The following is a 14,534-nucleotide window of genomic DNA, read 5'->3' on the forward strand; positions in this document are numbered from 1 at the left end:
AACCATGCCAGAATATAATTACATGATTTTGAAACAAAAAACCCCAGCACACAGGCCGGGGCATAGCGAATTTAACGATTATTGCGTCAATTTAATCAACACGAGCCACTTTGCTCAGCGCGGTTTCCAGAACCTGAATATCTGCGCCAGGTTTATGGGCATTTTCACTTAGATAACGCCGCCACTGGCGGGCGCCGGGCACGCTCTGGAATAAACCCAGCATATGGCGGGTAATATGGCCCAGGTAAGCACCCTGGCTCAGTTCCCGTTCAATATACGGGTACATGGCTCGCACAACATCAGCCGGGGACGGGCTGCCTGCGGTGTCGCCAAAAATTTCGCGGTCAACAGACGCCAGTAAACCCGGATTTTGGTAGGCTTCACGCCCCACCATAACACCATCCATATGTTCCAGATGCTGTTTCGCCTCTGCCAGCGTTTTCACGCCACCATTAATCGACATTGTCAGGTGTGGGAAATCACGCTTCAGTTGCCATACTCGTGGGTAATCAAGGGGCGGAATTTCGCGGTTCTCTTTCGGGCTCAAACCAGACAACCAGGCTTTACGGGCATGGATAATAAACATGTCACACCCGCCCTGTTGGGAAACAGTTTGCACAAAGTCACACAGGAATTCATAGCTGTCCTGGTCATCAATGCCAATACGGGTTTTCACTGTAACCGGAATCGACACTACATCGCGCATTGCTTTAACGCAATCCGCCACCAGTTGCGCTTCCCCCATCAGGCACGCACCAAAGCGCCCGTTTTGCACCCGGTCAGACGGGCAGCCAACATTAAGGTTTACTTCATCATAACCACGTTGCTCAGCCAGTTTCGCACACTGCGCCAGGGCCGCCGGGTCGCTCCCTCCGAGTTGTAACGCAACCGGGTGTTCTTCTTCGTTGTAAGCCAGGTAGTCGCCTTTGCCGTGAATAATCGCCCCGGTTGTCACCATTTCGGTGTACAGCAGCGTATGGCGTGACAGCTGGCGCAAGAAATAGCGGCAATGGCGGTCAGTCCAGTCCAGCATGGGGGCAATGGAGAAACGCGACGCTGAATACGCTGAGCACATAGAAACAACCTTTATGAAAAGTAGCGGTAAATAACAGTAACCCCACCAACCTGCACACCGGAGCAGGCTGGCGTAAAAATGGGCTACGGATTATACAGTCCAGGCCACAGCGGGGCAACGTGGAGGGAGCAGGCGATGCCGGCACCGCCGGTAGCACCCCGGCCAGGTGCCGCATTTTGCCGCGATACTCACCCACCCGGTTTATACTTTGGCTATGCACAACCACAGCTGTGTGCACAGATATGCGCTAACAAGGAGAATTTTTATGCGTCACCGTCATACACTCTGGATAAACGCACTACTCGCCATTAGCCTGGCGTCACTTCCTGCTGCAGTTCTCGCCAATAATGGCAACGGGCATAAACCAGACAAAGCCAAACACAGCCAGGGAAATAACCACGGCAGCAATAAACAGGATAAAGATATCGACTGGAGTGATTTCCGCCTGAAAGCAAAGCATATGGGATACACCGGGTATAAACCTCTGCCACCGGGGATCGCCAAAAAACTGGTACGTGGGCAGCCATTACCACCGGGGATTGCCAAAAAAACGGTTCCCGGAAATTTAGAGCGTTTGTTGCCCTATTACCCTGGCCGGGAATGGCGCATTGTAGGAAATGATTTAGTGTCTGTTGTGATAAGCACAGCCATTGTTGCAGAAATTATTCATGATGCGTTTGATTAACCAGGTAACGGTGAGCAGGCCTCATTTCACCATGCCATGCAGTACACCATAACGCTTTTTATACTCACGCGGCGCCACGCCATTGTGGCGCCTGAAAATACGCGAAAAATACATTGCATCACTGTACCCTACCGCCTCGGCAATATTGCTTACCGATAGCTCCGTGCTTTGCATTAAAGCTCTGGCACGGTTAACACGCTGTTTCTCACGCCATGAAAAGATGGTCTCTCCCATTTCACTGCGGAACAGATGCGCCAGACGGGAAGGAGACAGAAATACCATCTTCGCTAAGGAAGGTGCGAATAAGTGGGGAAATTCTTCTCGGCTGACTCAGTCATTTCATTTCTTCATGTTTGAGCCGATTTTTTCTCCCGTAAATGCCTTGAATCAGCCTATTTAGACCGTTTCTTCGCCATTTAAGGCGTTATCCCCAGTTTTTAGTGAGATCTCTCCCACTGACGTATCATTTGGTCCGCCCGAAACAGGTTGGCCAGCGTGAATAACATCGCCAGTTGGTTATCGTTTTTCAGCAACCCCTTGTATCTGGCTTTCACGAAGCCGAACTGTCGCTTGATGATGCGAAATGGGTGCTCCACCTTGGCCCGGATGCTGGCTTTCATGTATTCGATGTTGATGGCCGTTTTGTTCTTGCGTGGATGCTGTTTCAAGGTTCTTACCTTGCCGGGGCGCTCGGCGATCAGCCAGTCCACATCCACCTCGGCCAGCTCCTCGCGCTGTGGCGCCCCTTGGTAGCCGGCATCGGCTGAGACAAATTGCTCCTCTCCATGCAGCAGATTACCCAGCTGATTGAGGTCATGCTCGTTGGCCGCGGTGGTGACCAGGCTGTGGGTCAGGCCACTCTTGGCATCGACACCAATGTGGGCCTTCATGCCAAAGTGCCACTGATTGCCTTTCTTGGTCTGATGCATCTCCGGATCGCGTTGCTGCTCTTTGTTCTTGGTCGAGCTGGGTGCCTCAATGATGGTGGCATCGACCAAGGTGCCTTGAGTCATCATGACGCCTGCTTCGGCCAGCCAGCGATTGATGGTCTTGAACAATTGGCGGGCCAGTTGATGCTGCTCCAGCAGGTGGCGGAAATTCATGATGGTGGTGCGGTCCGGCAGGGCGCTATCCAGGGATAACCGGGCAAACAGACGCATGGAGGCGATTTCGTACAGAGCATCTTCCATCGCGCCATCGCTCAGGTTGTACCAATGCTGCATGCAGTGAATGCGTAGCATGGTTTCCAGCGGATAAGGTCGCCGGCCATTACCAGCCTTGGGGTAAAACGGCTCGATGACTTCCACCATGTTTTGCCATGGCAGAATCTGCTCCATGCGGGACAAGAAAATCTCTTTTCTGGTCTGACGGCGCTTACTGCTGAATTCACTGTCGGCGAAGGTAAGTTGATGACTCATGATGAACCCTGTTCCATGGCTCCAGATGACAAACATGATCTCATATCAGGGACTTGTTCGCACCTTCCCTAACGCATCTACGGTCATTTCATCAGCAATATTGTTATTCAGATAGTCGCACAGTGCATTAATACGTGGGTCGACATTATGGCGGTTACTTTGCGGCTGCATCTGGAAGCAACGCAGAATCAGGCGTTCAAGGGCATTCATTGCCAGCGCTTCAGACAACGGGGCATCATCGCTGTTATGGTGAATAACCTCGGAAAACAGTGCCTTTAACCCTTCCTGTATTTCTGGTGTCTCACACTGTGTCCGGCCAATATTCTGATGGGTGTTATCCCAACGCAGCCAGTCCAGCCAGTAAGGGCGGGGCATAAAATAGATCCATAAGTGGTCCCAAAAATCATGGGATTCAGCACGCCCGTAGTGGTGTGGTACTCCGGGGGGAAACAGCACCAGTTCGCCTTCCTGGCAGGTAATATACCCCTCACCTGCTTTAACCCGCCCGGCACCACGTAACGTAAGGTTGATGATGTAACCTTTCATGCCTTGTGGGCGGTTGATGTAATAGTCAAGCCGCCCGCCACGGGATATGGGGGTATACCCCGACACCAGATACGCATTAAACGTAAAACTCTTCATCAGGGGCGAAAAGTTTACCAGGTCGTTCATATCCAGTGGCATATCCATCTCCTTTATGCCTCCTCCTGTTCCAGGTCAGAAGCTATAATTACTGTATCCCAGGGAGCCAGTACAAGAGGCTTGCCCCGGCTAACCCGGCCTTGCTGGAGTACCTGAACACCATTCACGGGTGCAGGCAGGTTTTGCGGTGTTGGGGAATAATTAAAGATAAACACCCTTTCCTGCCCGTCGGCCTGGTAAAGCCGCCGCACAATGACAGGGAAACTCGCATCTGCAGCCTGCGACGATAACCGGAGATCGGCGGTAAATTGCGAAAAAATACCAAATAACCACGTTTTTTCCGGCAAGAAACCAACATACATAGCCTGCCCTTTACCATAACGAGCCCGTGTGACAGCCGCATATTGCCCCCAGGCCGGGTGACGGTAGCGTGCCATAACTTCTGTTTCCGGGTCTGGCGTCAGTAATTCTACCCACAGTTCTGCCTCGGTGTCCGGTAACCCAATGGCACTGGCATTTACTTGCAGGGAATCCGGGCGCGTGAACTGGTTATAGGTTACGCCGCACACATCACGCAGGCCACCGGGTTGTGGCGTGCTACGAACTTTCACATGCTCGTCACTGAAACCTGATTTAAAACTAATAACCGCACGACCGCCACGTTCAACCCAGGCGTGAATCCGGGACAACAGGCCGCCCGGCGCACTGTAAAGTGCCGGAATAATCATTACTTTGTATTTATCACACTGTGCGTCCACATCATTAATAATGTCCACACCCACGTTGTTGTCGTACAGAGCATCATGGAAACGGCGGAAAATATCATTCCAGACATTGGTTTTGCCGTCTGCCGGAGGGAAGTGATTCAGCGCATCCATCGCCTCATTGCTAATCAAAATAGCCACATCATGGCGGGCTGACAGGCCAGATAATTGTTCACCATACTGCACGAAGTCTTTACCAATGGTACAGGCTTCACGCCAGGTGGGGTTGGGAGCAAAATCGTGGCTCAATAACCCTTTCCAGTATGTTTCAAAGGAATTGTGGATAGAGTGCCAGTGCCAGTAAGAAACCATTCGCGCCCCCTGGGCAATATGGCTGAATGCCTGCAGCCGCAATTGCCCAGGGTATGGAGTCCATTCAGGGAAGCCCTGTGCCTGGGTTTCCAGCACGAAATAATTGGCACCCTGTTTAATTCCGCGAGTTATTGCGCCGCCAAAGGCGATTTCGCGCCCTGTCAGGTGGTCCTGGGTGGGATGGTAAATATCCACCCCGGCAACCGTCAGCGCCCGGGCCGCAGCAAAATGATCCACCCGTGGCTGAACCCCATATGAATAGCCGCGCCATTCAAAATCAAAGTTATGAGTAATAAACTGGCCGGGCTTGCAGTACTCACGCACCAGCTCCCCCTGCCAGGCCAGATAAGCCGTCACTTGCTCGCGTTGATACTGAGAGAAGGCACAAGCCAGGCTGGCATTAATGGTGCTTTCCACCGGAGGGAAGTCAGCCCAGTCATCAATGCGATTGCTCCAGTAATCCAGGCCAAAGTCATGGTTAAACTGGCTGATATCCGGGTAGCGCACCTTGAGCGACTCAATAAACCCGGACTGCATCCAGTGGCCGGTGTTGTCATAGTGCTTAGTTTCATTATCCAGTTGATACCCAATAACTGCCGGATGATGACAAACATGCGCCATCAAAACCCGGATGATATTTTCCGCATAACGGCGAAACACCGGGTTGACGATGTCCATGATTTGGCGCGGGCCATACTTCTGGGTACCCTGAACCGTCGTCACCATCACTTCAGGGTGTTTTTTGGCAAGCCAGGCTGGAATGGCATACGTCGGCGTCCCGATAATCACCGCAATCCCTGCGGCATGCATGGCATCCAGAACACGGTCAATATGGTAGAAGTTGTAGGTACCCTCGGCCGGTTCCAGTGTACTCCAGGTGGATTCAGCAATACGGACGACGTTAATTCCGGCCGCCAGCATCATTTCAATATCTTTTTCAAGGCGGTCTTGCGGCATATATTCATCGTAATATGCAACGCCATAATATAATTCAGCCATACTGCTTCCTCCTGGGGTTATTTAGCTAAAACAGGCTCAGAAATAAACGCTCGTGCTTTGTCCAAAGTCACGACGGACATCAGCGTAAAGAACAGCGCGATACCTCCCAGTAAGATATAACTATCCTGGAACCCGTAGCGTTGGTACATATGACCAATACCCGTTGAAAGAAAAATTGAACTAAAGCTTTTCGAAAACTGGAAACCTATTAAATAAACTGTTGCAGATAACAGCGGGTTAAAATTAGCCGTAATATATTTAAGCGCGGCCACCAGCAATACTGAACTTTCAAAACCGTGCAACAATTTGATAAGGCTGATAGAAACTGGCCCAATTGCCCATGCCGAACCAATAATACGGAAACTCATAATCATGCCACAGTATATCAACGCATTTTTTGGGCCTATTTTGTTAACAAACCATGGGGCAAAAAACATCACCAATGCATCCAGAAAAATTTGCCCGGTAGTCAGATAACCGAAGACTTCCGCACCACGAGCTTTGGTTTCGAAGAAATGGCTGTAATAAATAGCGAATTGCTGGTCATAGGTTTCATAAATAGCGCCAACACCAATCATATATGTACCAAAGAACCAGAATTTCCTCATCTTTAACAGCGTGATGGCATCATTCAGGTTGACAGGTGAATGCGCTGGCTGCACTACCTGCCCTTGTTCATTCTGATCCGGCCGAGTGTTCCACACTATAAATAACAAAAATACCCCGGCAACACTTGCCATCCAGAAAATATAGTTGGCATCGAAACCAAACAGTTTTCCGGCGATAAAGGTGCCAATGGCCGCACCAAAACCACCGAACATACGTGCCCGACCAAATTCAAAACCAGTGGCGCGACTGACTTTATCTATATAAGCTTCACATACACCACAGCCAGCACCATACGCCAGGCCGATATAAATACCTCCGGCAAGGGCACCGAGTATGACATTTACTTTTAATAATGGTGCGAAAACATAAATCCAGTAAGGCGCAAATAACGTAATAATAATCGCCAGCATCCACATTAAATTTTTGCGGTAAACCAGCTTATCTGAAATAAAGCCGAAGAAAGGTTGAACAACAACAGACACAATAGCGGTAAAAGAGTAAACCAGACCAACGTCGGTATAATCAACACCAATTTTCTCTGTTAACCACAACGACAGATAAGGATAACAACACCCCCATCCAATGAAGAAAAACAGAAAGAACAGGCAGCTCATGACATAGTTTTTATTTAATGAAACCATGATACACCCCAGTACAGTAATCGATAAAATGCACTGCAAAAATTACTACGAGGCGAGAGTATTAAGGTGGAAAGTTTCGCTGGCAACCTGTAAAAATCTGCTGTCTGATTATGAGTTGTGAAACAGCTCACAGCCTCCCCATAACCACGGGGGAATTTCTGCTGTCATCCAGCATTGATACTTTCCCGACCAGCACCGTTAAGAGTTACCTGAAATACCCGGACACAATTTCTCAGCAAAAATGCTTCACATTTTTCATTTCGCCATTTATGTTATGTTATAACATTATTTACGGGCGTTTTTACGATGTACTCTTCTGCAAACCACCACTCCTTGTTAACGCTGTCCTCACTACTGCGTATTGTGTGCGCACTGGTGCTGCTGGCCGGATTGTGGTGCGCCATTGACTGGGCTAACGCACTAGCATGATACACCTTGAGAATTTAGCCACAGGCTACCGCCGCCAGCGTATTAGCCCTCCTTTTAATGGCACCTTCCATACCGGTAGCCTGACCGCCATTGTAGGCGCAAACGGCACCGGGAAATCCACTTTACTAAAGACACTGGCTGGTATTTTGCCACCGGTTTCCGGCCAGGTGAGCTTCCCGGAAGGCCGGCCACGGATTGCCTGGTTACCTCAACAAGCTGAACTGGACCATCAATTTCCAATGACCGTGTTTGATGTAGTGTCTATGGGCTGCTGGCCTGCATTGCGCTTCTGGCAACGTTTCTCTCGCCAGCATATGGCACAGGTCTGGCAGGCTATTGAGCAGGTTGGCCTGGTCGATATGGCGAAAAACACCATCAACACACTTTCTGGCGGGCAGTTCCAGCGCATGCTGTTTGCCCGGTTACTGCTACAACAGGCACCACTGGTTTTACTGGATGAGCCATTTACGGGTATCGACCAGAAAACTGCGGAGTTACTGGTCAGCGTAATGCAACAGATGCATCACAACGGGCAGACACTGATTGTTGTTCTCCATGACAGCAGCCTGGTAAGGCGCTGTTTTCCGGACACACTGCGCCTTGAAAACCAGCATTACCAATGGGGGAACACCCTGGAAGTGATGGCGTAAATGCTGTCCGGGGTTAACTGACATGTTTTATCACACCGTTATCGATCCTTTTATTCAGTTCGGTTTTATGCGCCGGGCGCTGGTCGCCTGCCTGGCGCTGTCACTGAGCATTACTGTACCAGGCGTATTTTTACTGCTGCGCCGTATGAGCCTCGCGGGAGATGCGCTTTCCCATGCCATTTTACCTGGGGTTTCAATTGGTTATTTGATGTACGGCATGTCACTGGTAGCCATGGGGTTTGGTGGGTTTATCGCCGGGCTGTTAGTTGCACTGGCTTCCGGCTGGGTGAGCAACCTGACACCGTTACGGGAAGATGCCAGTTTTGCCGGGTTTTACCTGGGTTCACTGGCGCTTGGTGTAACCCTGGTGTCATTACATGGCTCCAGCGTCGATTTGCTGCATATGCTGTTTGGCTCCATTCTCGCGGTAGACAGACAAGCGCTATTTTTCGTGGGCTATATCGCGACGTTTACCTTGCTGTGTATTGCCTTGCTCTACCGTTTACTGGTGATGGAAGCATTTGATAAAGCATTCCTGACAGTGAATGCCCGCCGGGCTCCGGGCATCATCAATGCGCTGTTTATGACACTGGTGGTGCTGAACCTGGTCGCGGGGTTTCAAATCCTCGGAACGCTGATGACTGTCGGCCTGATGATGTTGCCTGCCATTTCAGCCCGCTGTTGGGTGAACCGACTTCCGGCTTTACTCACTGTCTCGGCAATATTAACCACGCTGTCTGCTTTCACTGGGCTGGTGCTCTCGTTCAATGCAGGGATACCCGCAGGCCCGGCTATTGTGCTCACTGCCGCACTTTTCTTTATGGTCTCAATTCTCTTTGGGGCTCACAACGGGCTAATTCCCGTCTTTGGCAAGCGAACCACTCAGAAGGAAACGTCATGAAATACATTAAGCCTTTATCTCTGGCTGTGCTGTTGTGCAGCCCGGCCGCCGTTTTTGCCGCCACGCTGAACACTGTCGCCAGTTTCTCTGTGCTGGGTGATATTGTGAAAGAAGTCGGTGGCGCACATGTGCATGTCACTTCACTGGTGGGCCCGAATGGTGACCCACACACCTTTGAGCCAAAACCGGCAGACAGCCAGACCCTGCACAATGCTGATGTCGTTTTTGTCAGTGGTCTGGGCATGGAGGGCTGGATGAACCGCCTGATAGACGCATCAGGTTATAAAGGCGAAGTGGTCACGGCTTCACAAGGTGTGAACTCACGCCAGATGCAGGAAGATGGCAAAACTGTGACAGACCCTCATGCCTGGAACAGTGCGGCCAATGGCGCAATTTACGCACGTAACGTAATGAATGCGTTAATTAAAGCAGACCCGCAAGACGCCGACTATTTCCGCCAGCACGGCACTGCCTATATTGAGCAACTGAACAAACTGGATGCCTGGGCGAAAAAAACCTTTACCGCTATTCCACAAAGTCGCCGCCATGTCATCACCAGCCATGATGCTTTTGGGTATTTTGGTGCAGAATATGGCGTGAAGTTTCTCGCACCAGTAGGCTTTTCCACTGAAGCCGAAGCCAGCGCCAGCGATGTTGCCGGGCTGATTAACCAAATCAAGCAGGAGCATATCCACACCTACTTTATCGAAAACCAGACAGACCCGCGCCTGGTCAAACAAATTGCCGCAGCCAGTGGGGCCAAACCAGGCGGTGAATTGTACCCGGAGGCGTTAACCACCAAAGACGGTGTTGCCCCGACTTATGTCGCGGCGTTTAAACACAATGTGGAAACTATCGCCGCCAGCATGAAATAACGGGCAAAGTAACCCCCGGCGAGCGACTGCCGCCGGGGGGTTTATCAGAAGGTGAAAGTCAGTTGCGCACCCGCGCCCCAGGTTTCTTTTTCTCCCACCAGGCCATTAAGATCCAGGTGAACCCGGTTAAAGGGCGCAAAACCCAGGCCTGCTGTCACCGCATTGTTATCATTGCCTTTGATATCTGCCTGATAACCAGCACGCACCGCCAGCCAGCTGAGTGGGCGAACTTCTGCCCCGGTCCTCAGGTATTGCGAGTTTTTTTCACTTTTAAAACCTTTGGTTTCAGTCAGGTCACCATCGGCAGTCAGTGTCAGTAACTCGTTGCTCCACGCAACCCCCGCCGTTACCAGTGGTGAAATTTGGAAGGTATCTTTGTAGCCGTTGATTTCTTTGGTATCGATATTGCGTGGAACCAGGTTTTGCCCACTCAGGCCAACTGTCCAGTGTTCACCAAAATCTGCTGCGACCCCCGCATCCACGTTAAACCCGGTGTCGGTATTGCGGTATTTACTGTCACGCAGGTCGTCACTTTTATAGTTGTAGATAGAAACGGAGTAGTTATACAGCCAGGTTTTTTGCAGCTTTGGTGTCACGCCAACGGATACCGGAACACCGCCAATATCAAACTGTTTTGCCAACGCAATCCCGTAATCAGAGACAATCGCGGCCCGGCCAAATCCGGTTGATTTCAGGTTGTCCTGAACCGCACTGGGATCCAGCGCAGCAGCGGCTGCGGCAGCAGTACTGTTCTCAATTGTTTGTAAGAAAGTGACATCGTTGGGGTCAATATAGGAACTCACCCGCGCACGCGCCCAGGCTTTCGTCACAAACGCCATCGAGATAGTGCTGCCAGGAATACTGACCGCCAGGCCTGCCGCTGCTTTGGCACTGGCTGTTTTACCATCCAGATAATTCAGTTCATCAGCGAGGTCACCTGCAGCAGCCTGGATGCGGGGTAACTGTTGAAGATAATTGGAAAAATTGATGTTACCCAACTCATCTTTCCAGGTATTCACCGTATCACTGATATGATCAATTTCATTGCGCAAATTGTCTTTATCAGAGACTTCCACTCCCACTGATGGCAACACCACCGAGACATTGTCATCCTCATGGGCTTTCGCCAGCAACGCTGGGTTAATCAGCACGCCACTACCATAACTGGCAGAGGCAACCCCTGTTCCCCCCATCCCATCACTCCGCGATTCGGCCCAGGTATTTGCCGCCAGCGCCGGGTGAGCAATCAAAAATGTGGCAGCCATGGTCGCCACTGAAACTTTGCTTATTCTGTTCACAGGCATTCCGTCCAGGTATTGTGAATAATTTTCGACCACCCCCTTTATCACCCAGGTAGCCGCAAGCTATTGCTGTGAATAACGACGAAAAAAGCAGTTTATTGCAGTGTTTAAACAAACGTATCCATCCTGGATAAATTGTTATTTTGTGACCCATCTATATGTATAGTTCAGTGTTTTGATTTCTGTGAAGGTTTTCCATCGTGAGAACCAAACACCTGCTCAGGTGGATTGAGCCAGCGATCTGTGCGGGTCGCTGCGTAATCGGGGTTAAGAGGGTAATAAATTCGGTTTTCTGCTTTGTTAGCTTCCCCCACAACCAGTAAACACACGAGTGCCTGAGTGTTATTAATAAAGGTATGGCAGATACCCGTTCCGGCAGGGAAGCCAACCGCATCGCCTGGTTGAAGTCGGTATAACTGACCATTAATCCAGGCATCTGGTGTACCTTCAATCACGTAGATAAATTCCTCTTCCGCACTTTCAGCGTGGGGGTAAGAGGTTCGCCTTCCCGGCAGTAAACGTTCATGGTGGATCCCCAAACGGGTTAACCCCAGCATTCTCCCTAACGGTACTCCCAATGAAAACTGCTCCGGGCTGTCCGGGTAACCCGGAGAATCAGAGGATTCAACTGACTCCCAGTGGCAAATCATAGCTGGACGCTCCATTTTTTTACTCCTGAATAGTGATGTAATGGTTGCCATGCGGCACAGATATCGGCGTTTTTAACGGTTCATGGTACAGTAGCTTATTTACGACCATGTTGAGGGCCGGGATGGATAAGTCTGGGACACAAAACCTGTTAGCTCGGGCAGAAAAGCTTTGCCAGCAGCGCAATGTACGCCTGACACCACAGCGCCTTGAAGTGCTGCGCCTGATGAGTGAGCAGGACGGGTCGATAAGCGCATATGACTTGCTGGACTTATTGCGTATCGCAGAGCCTCAGGCCAAGCCTCCCACAGTTTACCGTGCTCTGGATTTTTTGCTGGAGCAGGGGTTTGTGCATAAAGTTGAATCCACCAACAGCTATGTGCTGTGCCACTTGTTTGACCAGCCTACTCATACTTCCGCCATGTTTATTTGTGACCGTTGCGGTTCAGTGAAAGAAGAGTGTGCAGAAGGGGTGGAAGATATCATGCACGGTCTGGCGGCCAGTATGGGGTTTGCATTGCGCCACAATGTTATTGAAGCCCATGGCTTATGCTCACAATGTGTAGAAGTGGAAAGTTGCCGCCATCCGGAAAGTTGTGGTCATGATCACTCTGAAACTGGCAAGAAAAAACGCTAACTACTGTGTGGTTACAGAGGGCCGGGTAGCCCTCTGTAACTATGAATCAAAGAGGGATTACCACCGGTAGTCGTCACGTTTTTCCCAGGCGGCCACTTCTTCTTCGGCCCGTTCTTTCGCGTAACCATAACGTTCCTGAATCCGGCCTACCAGTTGGTCACGTTTTCCTTCAATAACGTCTAAATCGTCATCGGTCAGCTTGCCCCACTCTTCTTTCACCTTACCTTTGATGATTTTCCAGTCTCCACTGATTTCCGTCATATTCATCGCAGCGTCCTCACGGTTGGTTAATTGAAACAGTGCCGTTTACTGACAGCTTGTTTGGCTTACTTCATGATAAATTGTAGTTCATCAAATTAAGTTTCATTCTTTTTTAAGAATGTTTAACTAACAAACTCGAGAATGCCACCTGCAAATTCCGCTCACCTTCACACTACTGTTGATAACGTGTAAAACCCACCAGGGAAAATGATTTTCCCCCTAAAATAAGTTGCGGTAACATTGCCGTTATCCTCCGTAAAGGCCTCCGCTTATGCCACCAGAAAATTTGCTCCTCGATAACCAACTGTGTTTTTCCCTCTACTCGGCAAACCTGGCACTGAATAAAATTTACCGTAATGTGCTTAAGCCTCTGGAGATAACCTATCCACAATATCTGGTGTTATTGATCCTCTGGGAAGCAGACCAACAAACGGTTTCTGCCATTGGTGAGCGTCTTTATCTGGATTCGGCAACACTTACTCCGTTACTGAAACGGATGGAAGCGGCAGGCCTGGTTACCCGCCAACGCTCCACACAAGATGAACGCCAGGTGATTGTCAGCCTGTCAGATAAAGGCCGGGGCCTGCAGCAACAGGCCGAAGCCATTCCCCAACATATTCTGTGCGCCTCGGCCTGCGACCAGGCTGAACTCATCACGCTGAAACAACAGCTCGATACCTTACGCAACCAGTTGATCAAAAACGCCTGACGGTGTTAAAGGCAAGAAACACGAAAAACATGTCCCGGCGCTCTGCCATGATAAGGGTTATCTTTTAGTTACCCTGTTCAATTCCGGAGAAAAATGATGAGTGCTTATGTAATTTTCGTGCGCAAAACCACACATGATGAACAAGAAATGCAAACCTACGCAAAACTGGCCGGTGAAGCACGCGGCGATCATCCCATTACTCCGCTGGCTTTTTACGGTGATATCACCACCCTGGAAGGCGATGATGCAGAAGGTGCGGTTATCCTGTCATTCCCGGATATTGAAGCCGCAAAAGCCTGGTACTACAGCGATGCATACCAGGAAGCCAAAAAACACCGCAATTTGGGTGCCGACTACCAGGTGTTATTGATTCAGGGGGTTTGATTAGCAGGTTGTTCCGCTCAGGGAACAGCACATGTACCATCCCGAGGTAACCTTTTGTAGTAGAGCCAGCCATACCTGGTAGGTTACATATTCTGCCACTGTAAAATGCTCTGCCAGCACAGAGCAAATTGCGCGCCGTGTCAGCCACACTGCTTTCTCTCACTACCAGCGCCCGGCGCCCGCAGGGGGCACTGGCCCCCTGCCCCCCCCTTTTGTGGCCGGCAAAATCGCCGCTACGCGGACATTCGGCTTACCCCGGCGGCCTGTTCGGGTACCGCTCCGAGTCGGCTTCCTGCCTCAACGATTTAGAGGCCACACCCACACCCGCCTGTAATATCTCAGCAAAAATCAAAAAAAACAGACAGCGCACAAATCCCCCAGCCACACCATACAGCACAAAAAAACCCGCCACTTGCAGCGAGGGTTGTGTCGCGTAAGACCGGTGAACCGCAGAAAGGATGACAAGGTTATTCCGCCCGGATGGCGGAATAAGGCGAACCGAGGCATGGATGCCGAGTCGAGCCGGCCGCAGGCTGACTGCCCGGAGGTGAACGCAGTGCGCAGCACCGGTCGCCAGCGAAAACGGGGATTGCA

At 50.6% G+C, this 14,534-nt stretch carries 15 protein-coding genes and 2 pseudogenes; 8 read left to right on the forward strand and 9 right to left on the reverse strand.

All coding sequences use genetic code 11. The features are described from left to right. Positions 1-91: 91 nt before the first annotated feature. Positions 92-1,075 carry a tRNA dihydrouridine(20/20a) synthase DusA gene (gene dusA, locus MPHASIOC01_RS25605; RefSeq protein WP_064596740.1) on the reverse strand — a complete coding sequence of 328 codons (984 nt, stop codon included), beginning with the start codon at positions 1,073-1,075 and terminating at the stop codon, positions 92-94. Positions 1,076-1,340: 265 nt separating this feature from the next. Between dusA and MPHASIOC01_RS25610 the strand changes: the two genes are divergently transcribed. Further along, positions 1,341-1,760, forward strand: a complete 420-nt coding sequence (locus tag MPHASIOC01_RS25610; RefSeq protein WP_353613567.1) for an anti-virulence regulator CigR family protein — start codon at positions 1,341-1,343, stop codon at positions 1,758-1,760. A 21-nt stretch (positions 1,761-1,781) separates the two neighbouring features. Here MPHASIOC01_RS25610 and MPHASIOC01_RS25615 read toward each other — a convergent pair. The 5 genes and pseudogenes from MPHASIOC01_RS25615 to MPHASIOC01_RS25635 form a co-directional block, all read right to left on the reverse strand. Continuing rightward, positions 1,782-2,054 (reverse strand): annotated as a pseudogene (locus MPHASIOC01_RS25615) (helix-turn-helix domain-containing protein); the annotation flags it as partial. A 143-nt stretch (positions 2,055-2,197) separates the two neighbouring features. Continuing rightward, positions 2,198-3,178, reverse strand: coding sequence for an IS5-like element IS5 family transposase (locus MPHASIOC01_RS25620; RefSeq protein WP_000019402.1), 981 nt, complete (start codon positions 3,176-3,178; stop codon positions 2,198-2,200). A 69-nt stretch (positions 3,179-3,247) separates the two neighbouring features. After that, positions 3,248-3,862: pseudogene (gene araC, locus MPHASIOC01_RS25625) on the reverse strand (arabinose operon transcriptional regulator AraC); the annotation flags it as partial. A gap of 11 nt (positions 3,863-3,873) precedes the next feature. After that, positions 3,874-5,895, reverse strand: a complete 2,022-nt coding sequence (locus MPHASIOC01_RS25630; protein WP_353613568.1) for a beta-galactosidase — start codon at positions 5,893-5,895, stop codon at positions 3,874-3,876. Between the two features lie 17 nt (positions 5,896-5,912). Next, the gene (locus MPHASIOC01_RS25635) at positions 5,913-7,145 is read right to left on the reverse strand and encodes an oligosaccharide MFS transporter (RefSeq protein WP_353613569.1); all 1,233 of its coding nucleotides are present in this window, start codon (positions 7,143-7,145) and stop codon (positions 5,913-5,915) included. A 306-nt stretch (positions 7,146-7,451) separates the two neighbouring features. Here MPHASIOC01_RS25635 and MPHASIOC01_RS25640 point away from each other — a divergent pair, with 306 nt between their 5' ends. The 4 genes from MPHASIOC01_RS25640 to MPHASIOC01_RS25655 are packed head-to-tail and all read left to right on the forward strand — an operon-like array spanning position 7,452 to position 10,000. After that, the gene (locus MPHASIOC01_RS25640; RefSeq protein WP_269448063.1) at positions 7,452-7,574 is read left to right on the forward strand and encodes a hypothetical protein; all 123 of its coding nucleotides are present in this window, start codon (positions 7,452-7,454) and stop codon (positions 7,572-7,574) included. Then, on the forward strand, positions 7,571-8,224 hold the full coding sequence (locus MPHASIOC01_RS25645; protein WP_064596744.1) for a metal ABC transporter ATP-binding protein: 654 nt from the start codon (positions 7,571-7,573) through the stop codon (positions 8,222-8,224). The genes MPHASIOC01_RS25640 and MPHASIOC01_RS25645 overlap by 4 nt, the downstream gene beginning before the upstream one ends. 22 nt (positions 8,225-8,246) lie before the next feature. Next, entirely contained in the window at positions 8,247-9,125 is an 879-nt protein-coding gene (locus MPHASIOC01_RS25650) for a metal ABC transporter permease (RefSeq protein WP_353613570.1), read from the forward strand. Then, the gene (locus MPHASIOC01_RS25655) at positions 9,122-10,000 is read left to right on the forward strand and encodes a metal ABC transporter substrate-binding protein (protein ID WP_353613571.1); all 879 of its coding nucleotides are present in this window, start codon (positions 9,122-9,124) and stop codon (positions 9,998-10,000) included. Before MPHASIOC01_RS25650 ends, MPHASIOC01_RS25655 begins: the two co-directional genes overlap by 4 nt. Before the next feature lie 44 nt (positions 10,001-10,044). Here the strand turns inward: MPHASIOC01_RS25655 and MPHASIOC01_RS25660 are convergent, their stop codons facing one another. Further along, complete coding sequence (locus MPHASIOC01_RS25660; protein WP_353613572.1) at positions 10,045-11,298, reverse strand: conjugal transfer protein TraF; 1,254 nt, start codon at positions 11,296-11,298, stop codon at positions 10,045-10,047. Between the two features lie 170 nt (positions 11,299-11,468). After that, the gene (locus tag MPHASIOC01_RS25665; protein ID WP_353613573.1) at positions 11,469-11,966 is read right to left on the reverse strand and encodes a cupin domain-containing protein; all 498 of its coding nucleotides are present in this window, start codon (positions 11,964-11,966) and stop codon (positions 11,469-11,471) included. Between the two features lie 107 nt (positions 11,967-12,073). Between MPHASIOC01_RS25665 and zur the strand changes: the two genes are divergently transcribed. Then, complete coding sequence (gene zur / locus MPHASIOC01_RS25670; protein WP_064596751.1) at positions 12,074-12,586, forward strand: zinc uptake transcriptional repressor Zur; 513 nt, start codon at positions 12,074-12,076, stop codon at positions 12,584-12,586. A gap of 57 nt (positions 12,587-12,643) precedes the next feature. Here zur and MPHASIOC01_RS25675 read toward each other — a convergent pair whose 3' ends face one another. Continuing rightward, positions 12,644-12,853, reverse strand: a complete 210-nt coding sequence (locus tag MPHASIOC01_RS25675; protein WP_064596753.1) for a CsbD family protein — start codon at positions 12,851-12,853, stop codon at positions 12,644-12,646. Positions 12,854-13,118: 265 nt separating this feature from the next. On the opposite strand from MPHASIOC01_RS25675, the gene MPHASIOC01_RS25680 reads away from it, so the two are divergent. Together MPHASIOC01_RS25680 and MPHASIOC01_RS25685 are read left to right on the forward strand one after the other, a co-directional pair. Continuing rightward, on the forward strand, positions 13,119-13,556 hold the full coding sequence (locus MPHASIOC01_RS25680) for a MarR family winged helix-turn-helix transcriptional regulator (protein WP_064596754.1): 438 nt from the start codon (positions 13,119-13,121) through the stop codon (positions 13,554-13,556). A 96-nt stretch (positions 13,557-13,652) separates the two neighbouring features. Continuing rightward, positions 13,653-13,940 (forward strand): DUF1330 domain-containing protein, encoded by a 288-nt coding sequence (locus MPHASIOC01_RS25685; protein ID WP_064596756.1) that lies wholly within the window; start codon positions 13,653-13,655, stop codon positions 13,938-13,940. Positions 13,941-14,534: the final 594 nt, after the last annotated feature.

The sequence above is a fragment of the Mangrovibacter phragmitis genome, from assembly GCF_040429585.1.
Taxonomy (GTDB): Bacteria; Pseudomonadota; Gammaproteobacteria; order Enterobacterales; family Enterobacteriaceae; genus Mangrovibacter; species Mangrovibacter phragmitis.

What these genes read in the sequence shown, in the direction of transcription:
- dusA (WP_064596740.1), bottom strand. Translation starts at nt 1,075, where the DNA reads ATGTGCTCAGCGTATTCAGCGTCGCGTTTCTCCATTGCCCCCATGCTG.
- MPHASIOC01_RS25610 (WP_353613567.1), top strand. Translation starts at nt 1,341, where the DNA reads ATGCGTCACCGTCATACACTCTGGATAAACGCACTACTCGCCATTAGC.
- MPHASIOC01_RS25620 (WP_000019402.1), bottom strand. Translation starts at nt 3,178, where the DNA reads ATGAGTCATCAACTTACCTTCGCCGACAGTGAATTCAGCAGTAAGCGC.
- MPHASIOC01_RS25630 (WP_353613568.1), bottom strand. Translation starts at nt 5,895, where the DNA reads ATGGCTGAATTATATTATGGCGTTGCATATTACGATGAATATATGCCG.
- MPHASIOC01_RS25635 (WP_353613569.1), bottom strand. Translation starts at nt 7,145, where the DNA reads ATGGTTTCATTAAATAAAAACTATGTCATGAGCTGCCTGTTCTTTCTG.
- MPHASIOC01_RS25640 (WP_269448063.1), top strand. Translation starts at nt 7,452, where the DNA reads ATGTACTCTTCTGCAAACCACCACTCCTTGTTAACGCTGTCCTCACTA.
- MPHASIOC01_RS25645 (WP_064596744.1), top strand. Translation starts at nt 7,571, where the DNA reads ATGATACACCTTGAGAATTTAGCCACAGGCTACCGCCGCCAGCGTATT.
- MPHASIOC01_RS25650 (WP_353613570.1), top strand. Translation starts at nt 8,247, where the DNA reads ATGTTTTATCACACCGTTATCGATCCTTTTATTCAGTTCGGTTTTATG.
- MPHASIOC01_RS25655 (WP_353613571.1), top strand. Translation starts at nt 9,122, where the DNA reads ATGAAATACATTAAGCCTTTATCTCTGGCTGTGCTGTTGTGCAGCCCG.
- MPHASIOC01_RS25665 (WP_353613573.1), bottom strand. Translation starts at nt 11,966, where the DNA reads ATGGAGCGTCCAGCTATGATTTGCCACTGGGAGTCAGTTGAATCCTCT.
- zur (WP_064596751.1), top strand. Translation starts at nt 12,074, where the DNA reads ATGGATAAGTCTGGGACACAAAACCTGTTAGCTCGGGCAGAAAAGCTT.
- MPHASIOC01_RS25675 (WP_064596753.1), bottom strand. Translation starts at nt 12,853, where the DNA reads ATGAATATGACGGAAATCAGTGGAGACTGGAAAATCATCAAAGGTAAG.
- MPHASIOC01_RS25680 (WP_064596754.1), top strand. Translation starts at nt 13,119, where the DNA reads ATGCCACCAGAAAATTTGCTCCTCGATAACCAACTGTGTTTTTCCCTC.
- MPHASIOC01_RS25685 (WP_064596756.1), top strand. Translation starts at nt 13,653, where the DNA reads ATGAGTGCTTATGTAATTTTCGTGCGCAAAACCACACATGATGAACAA.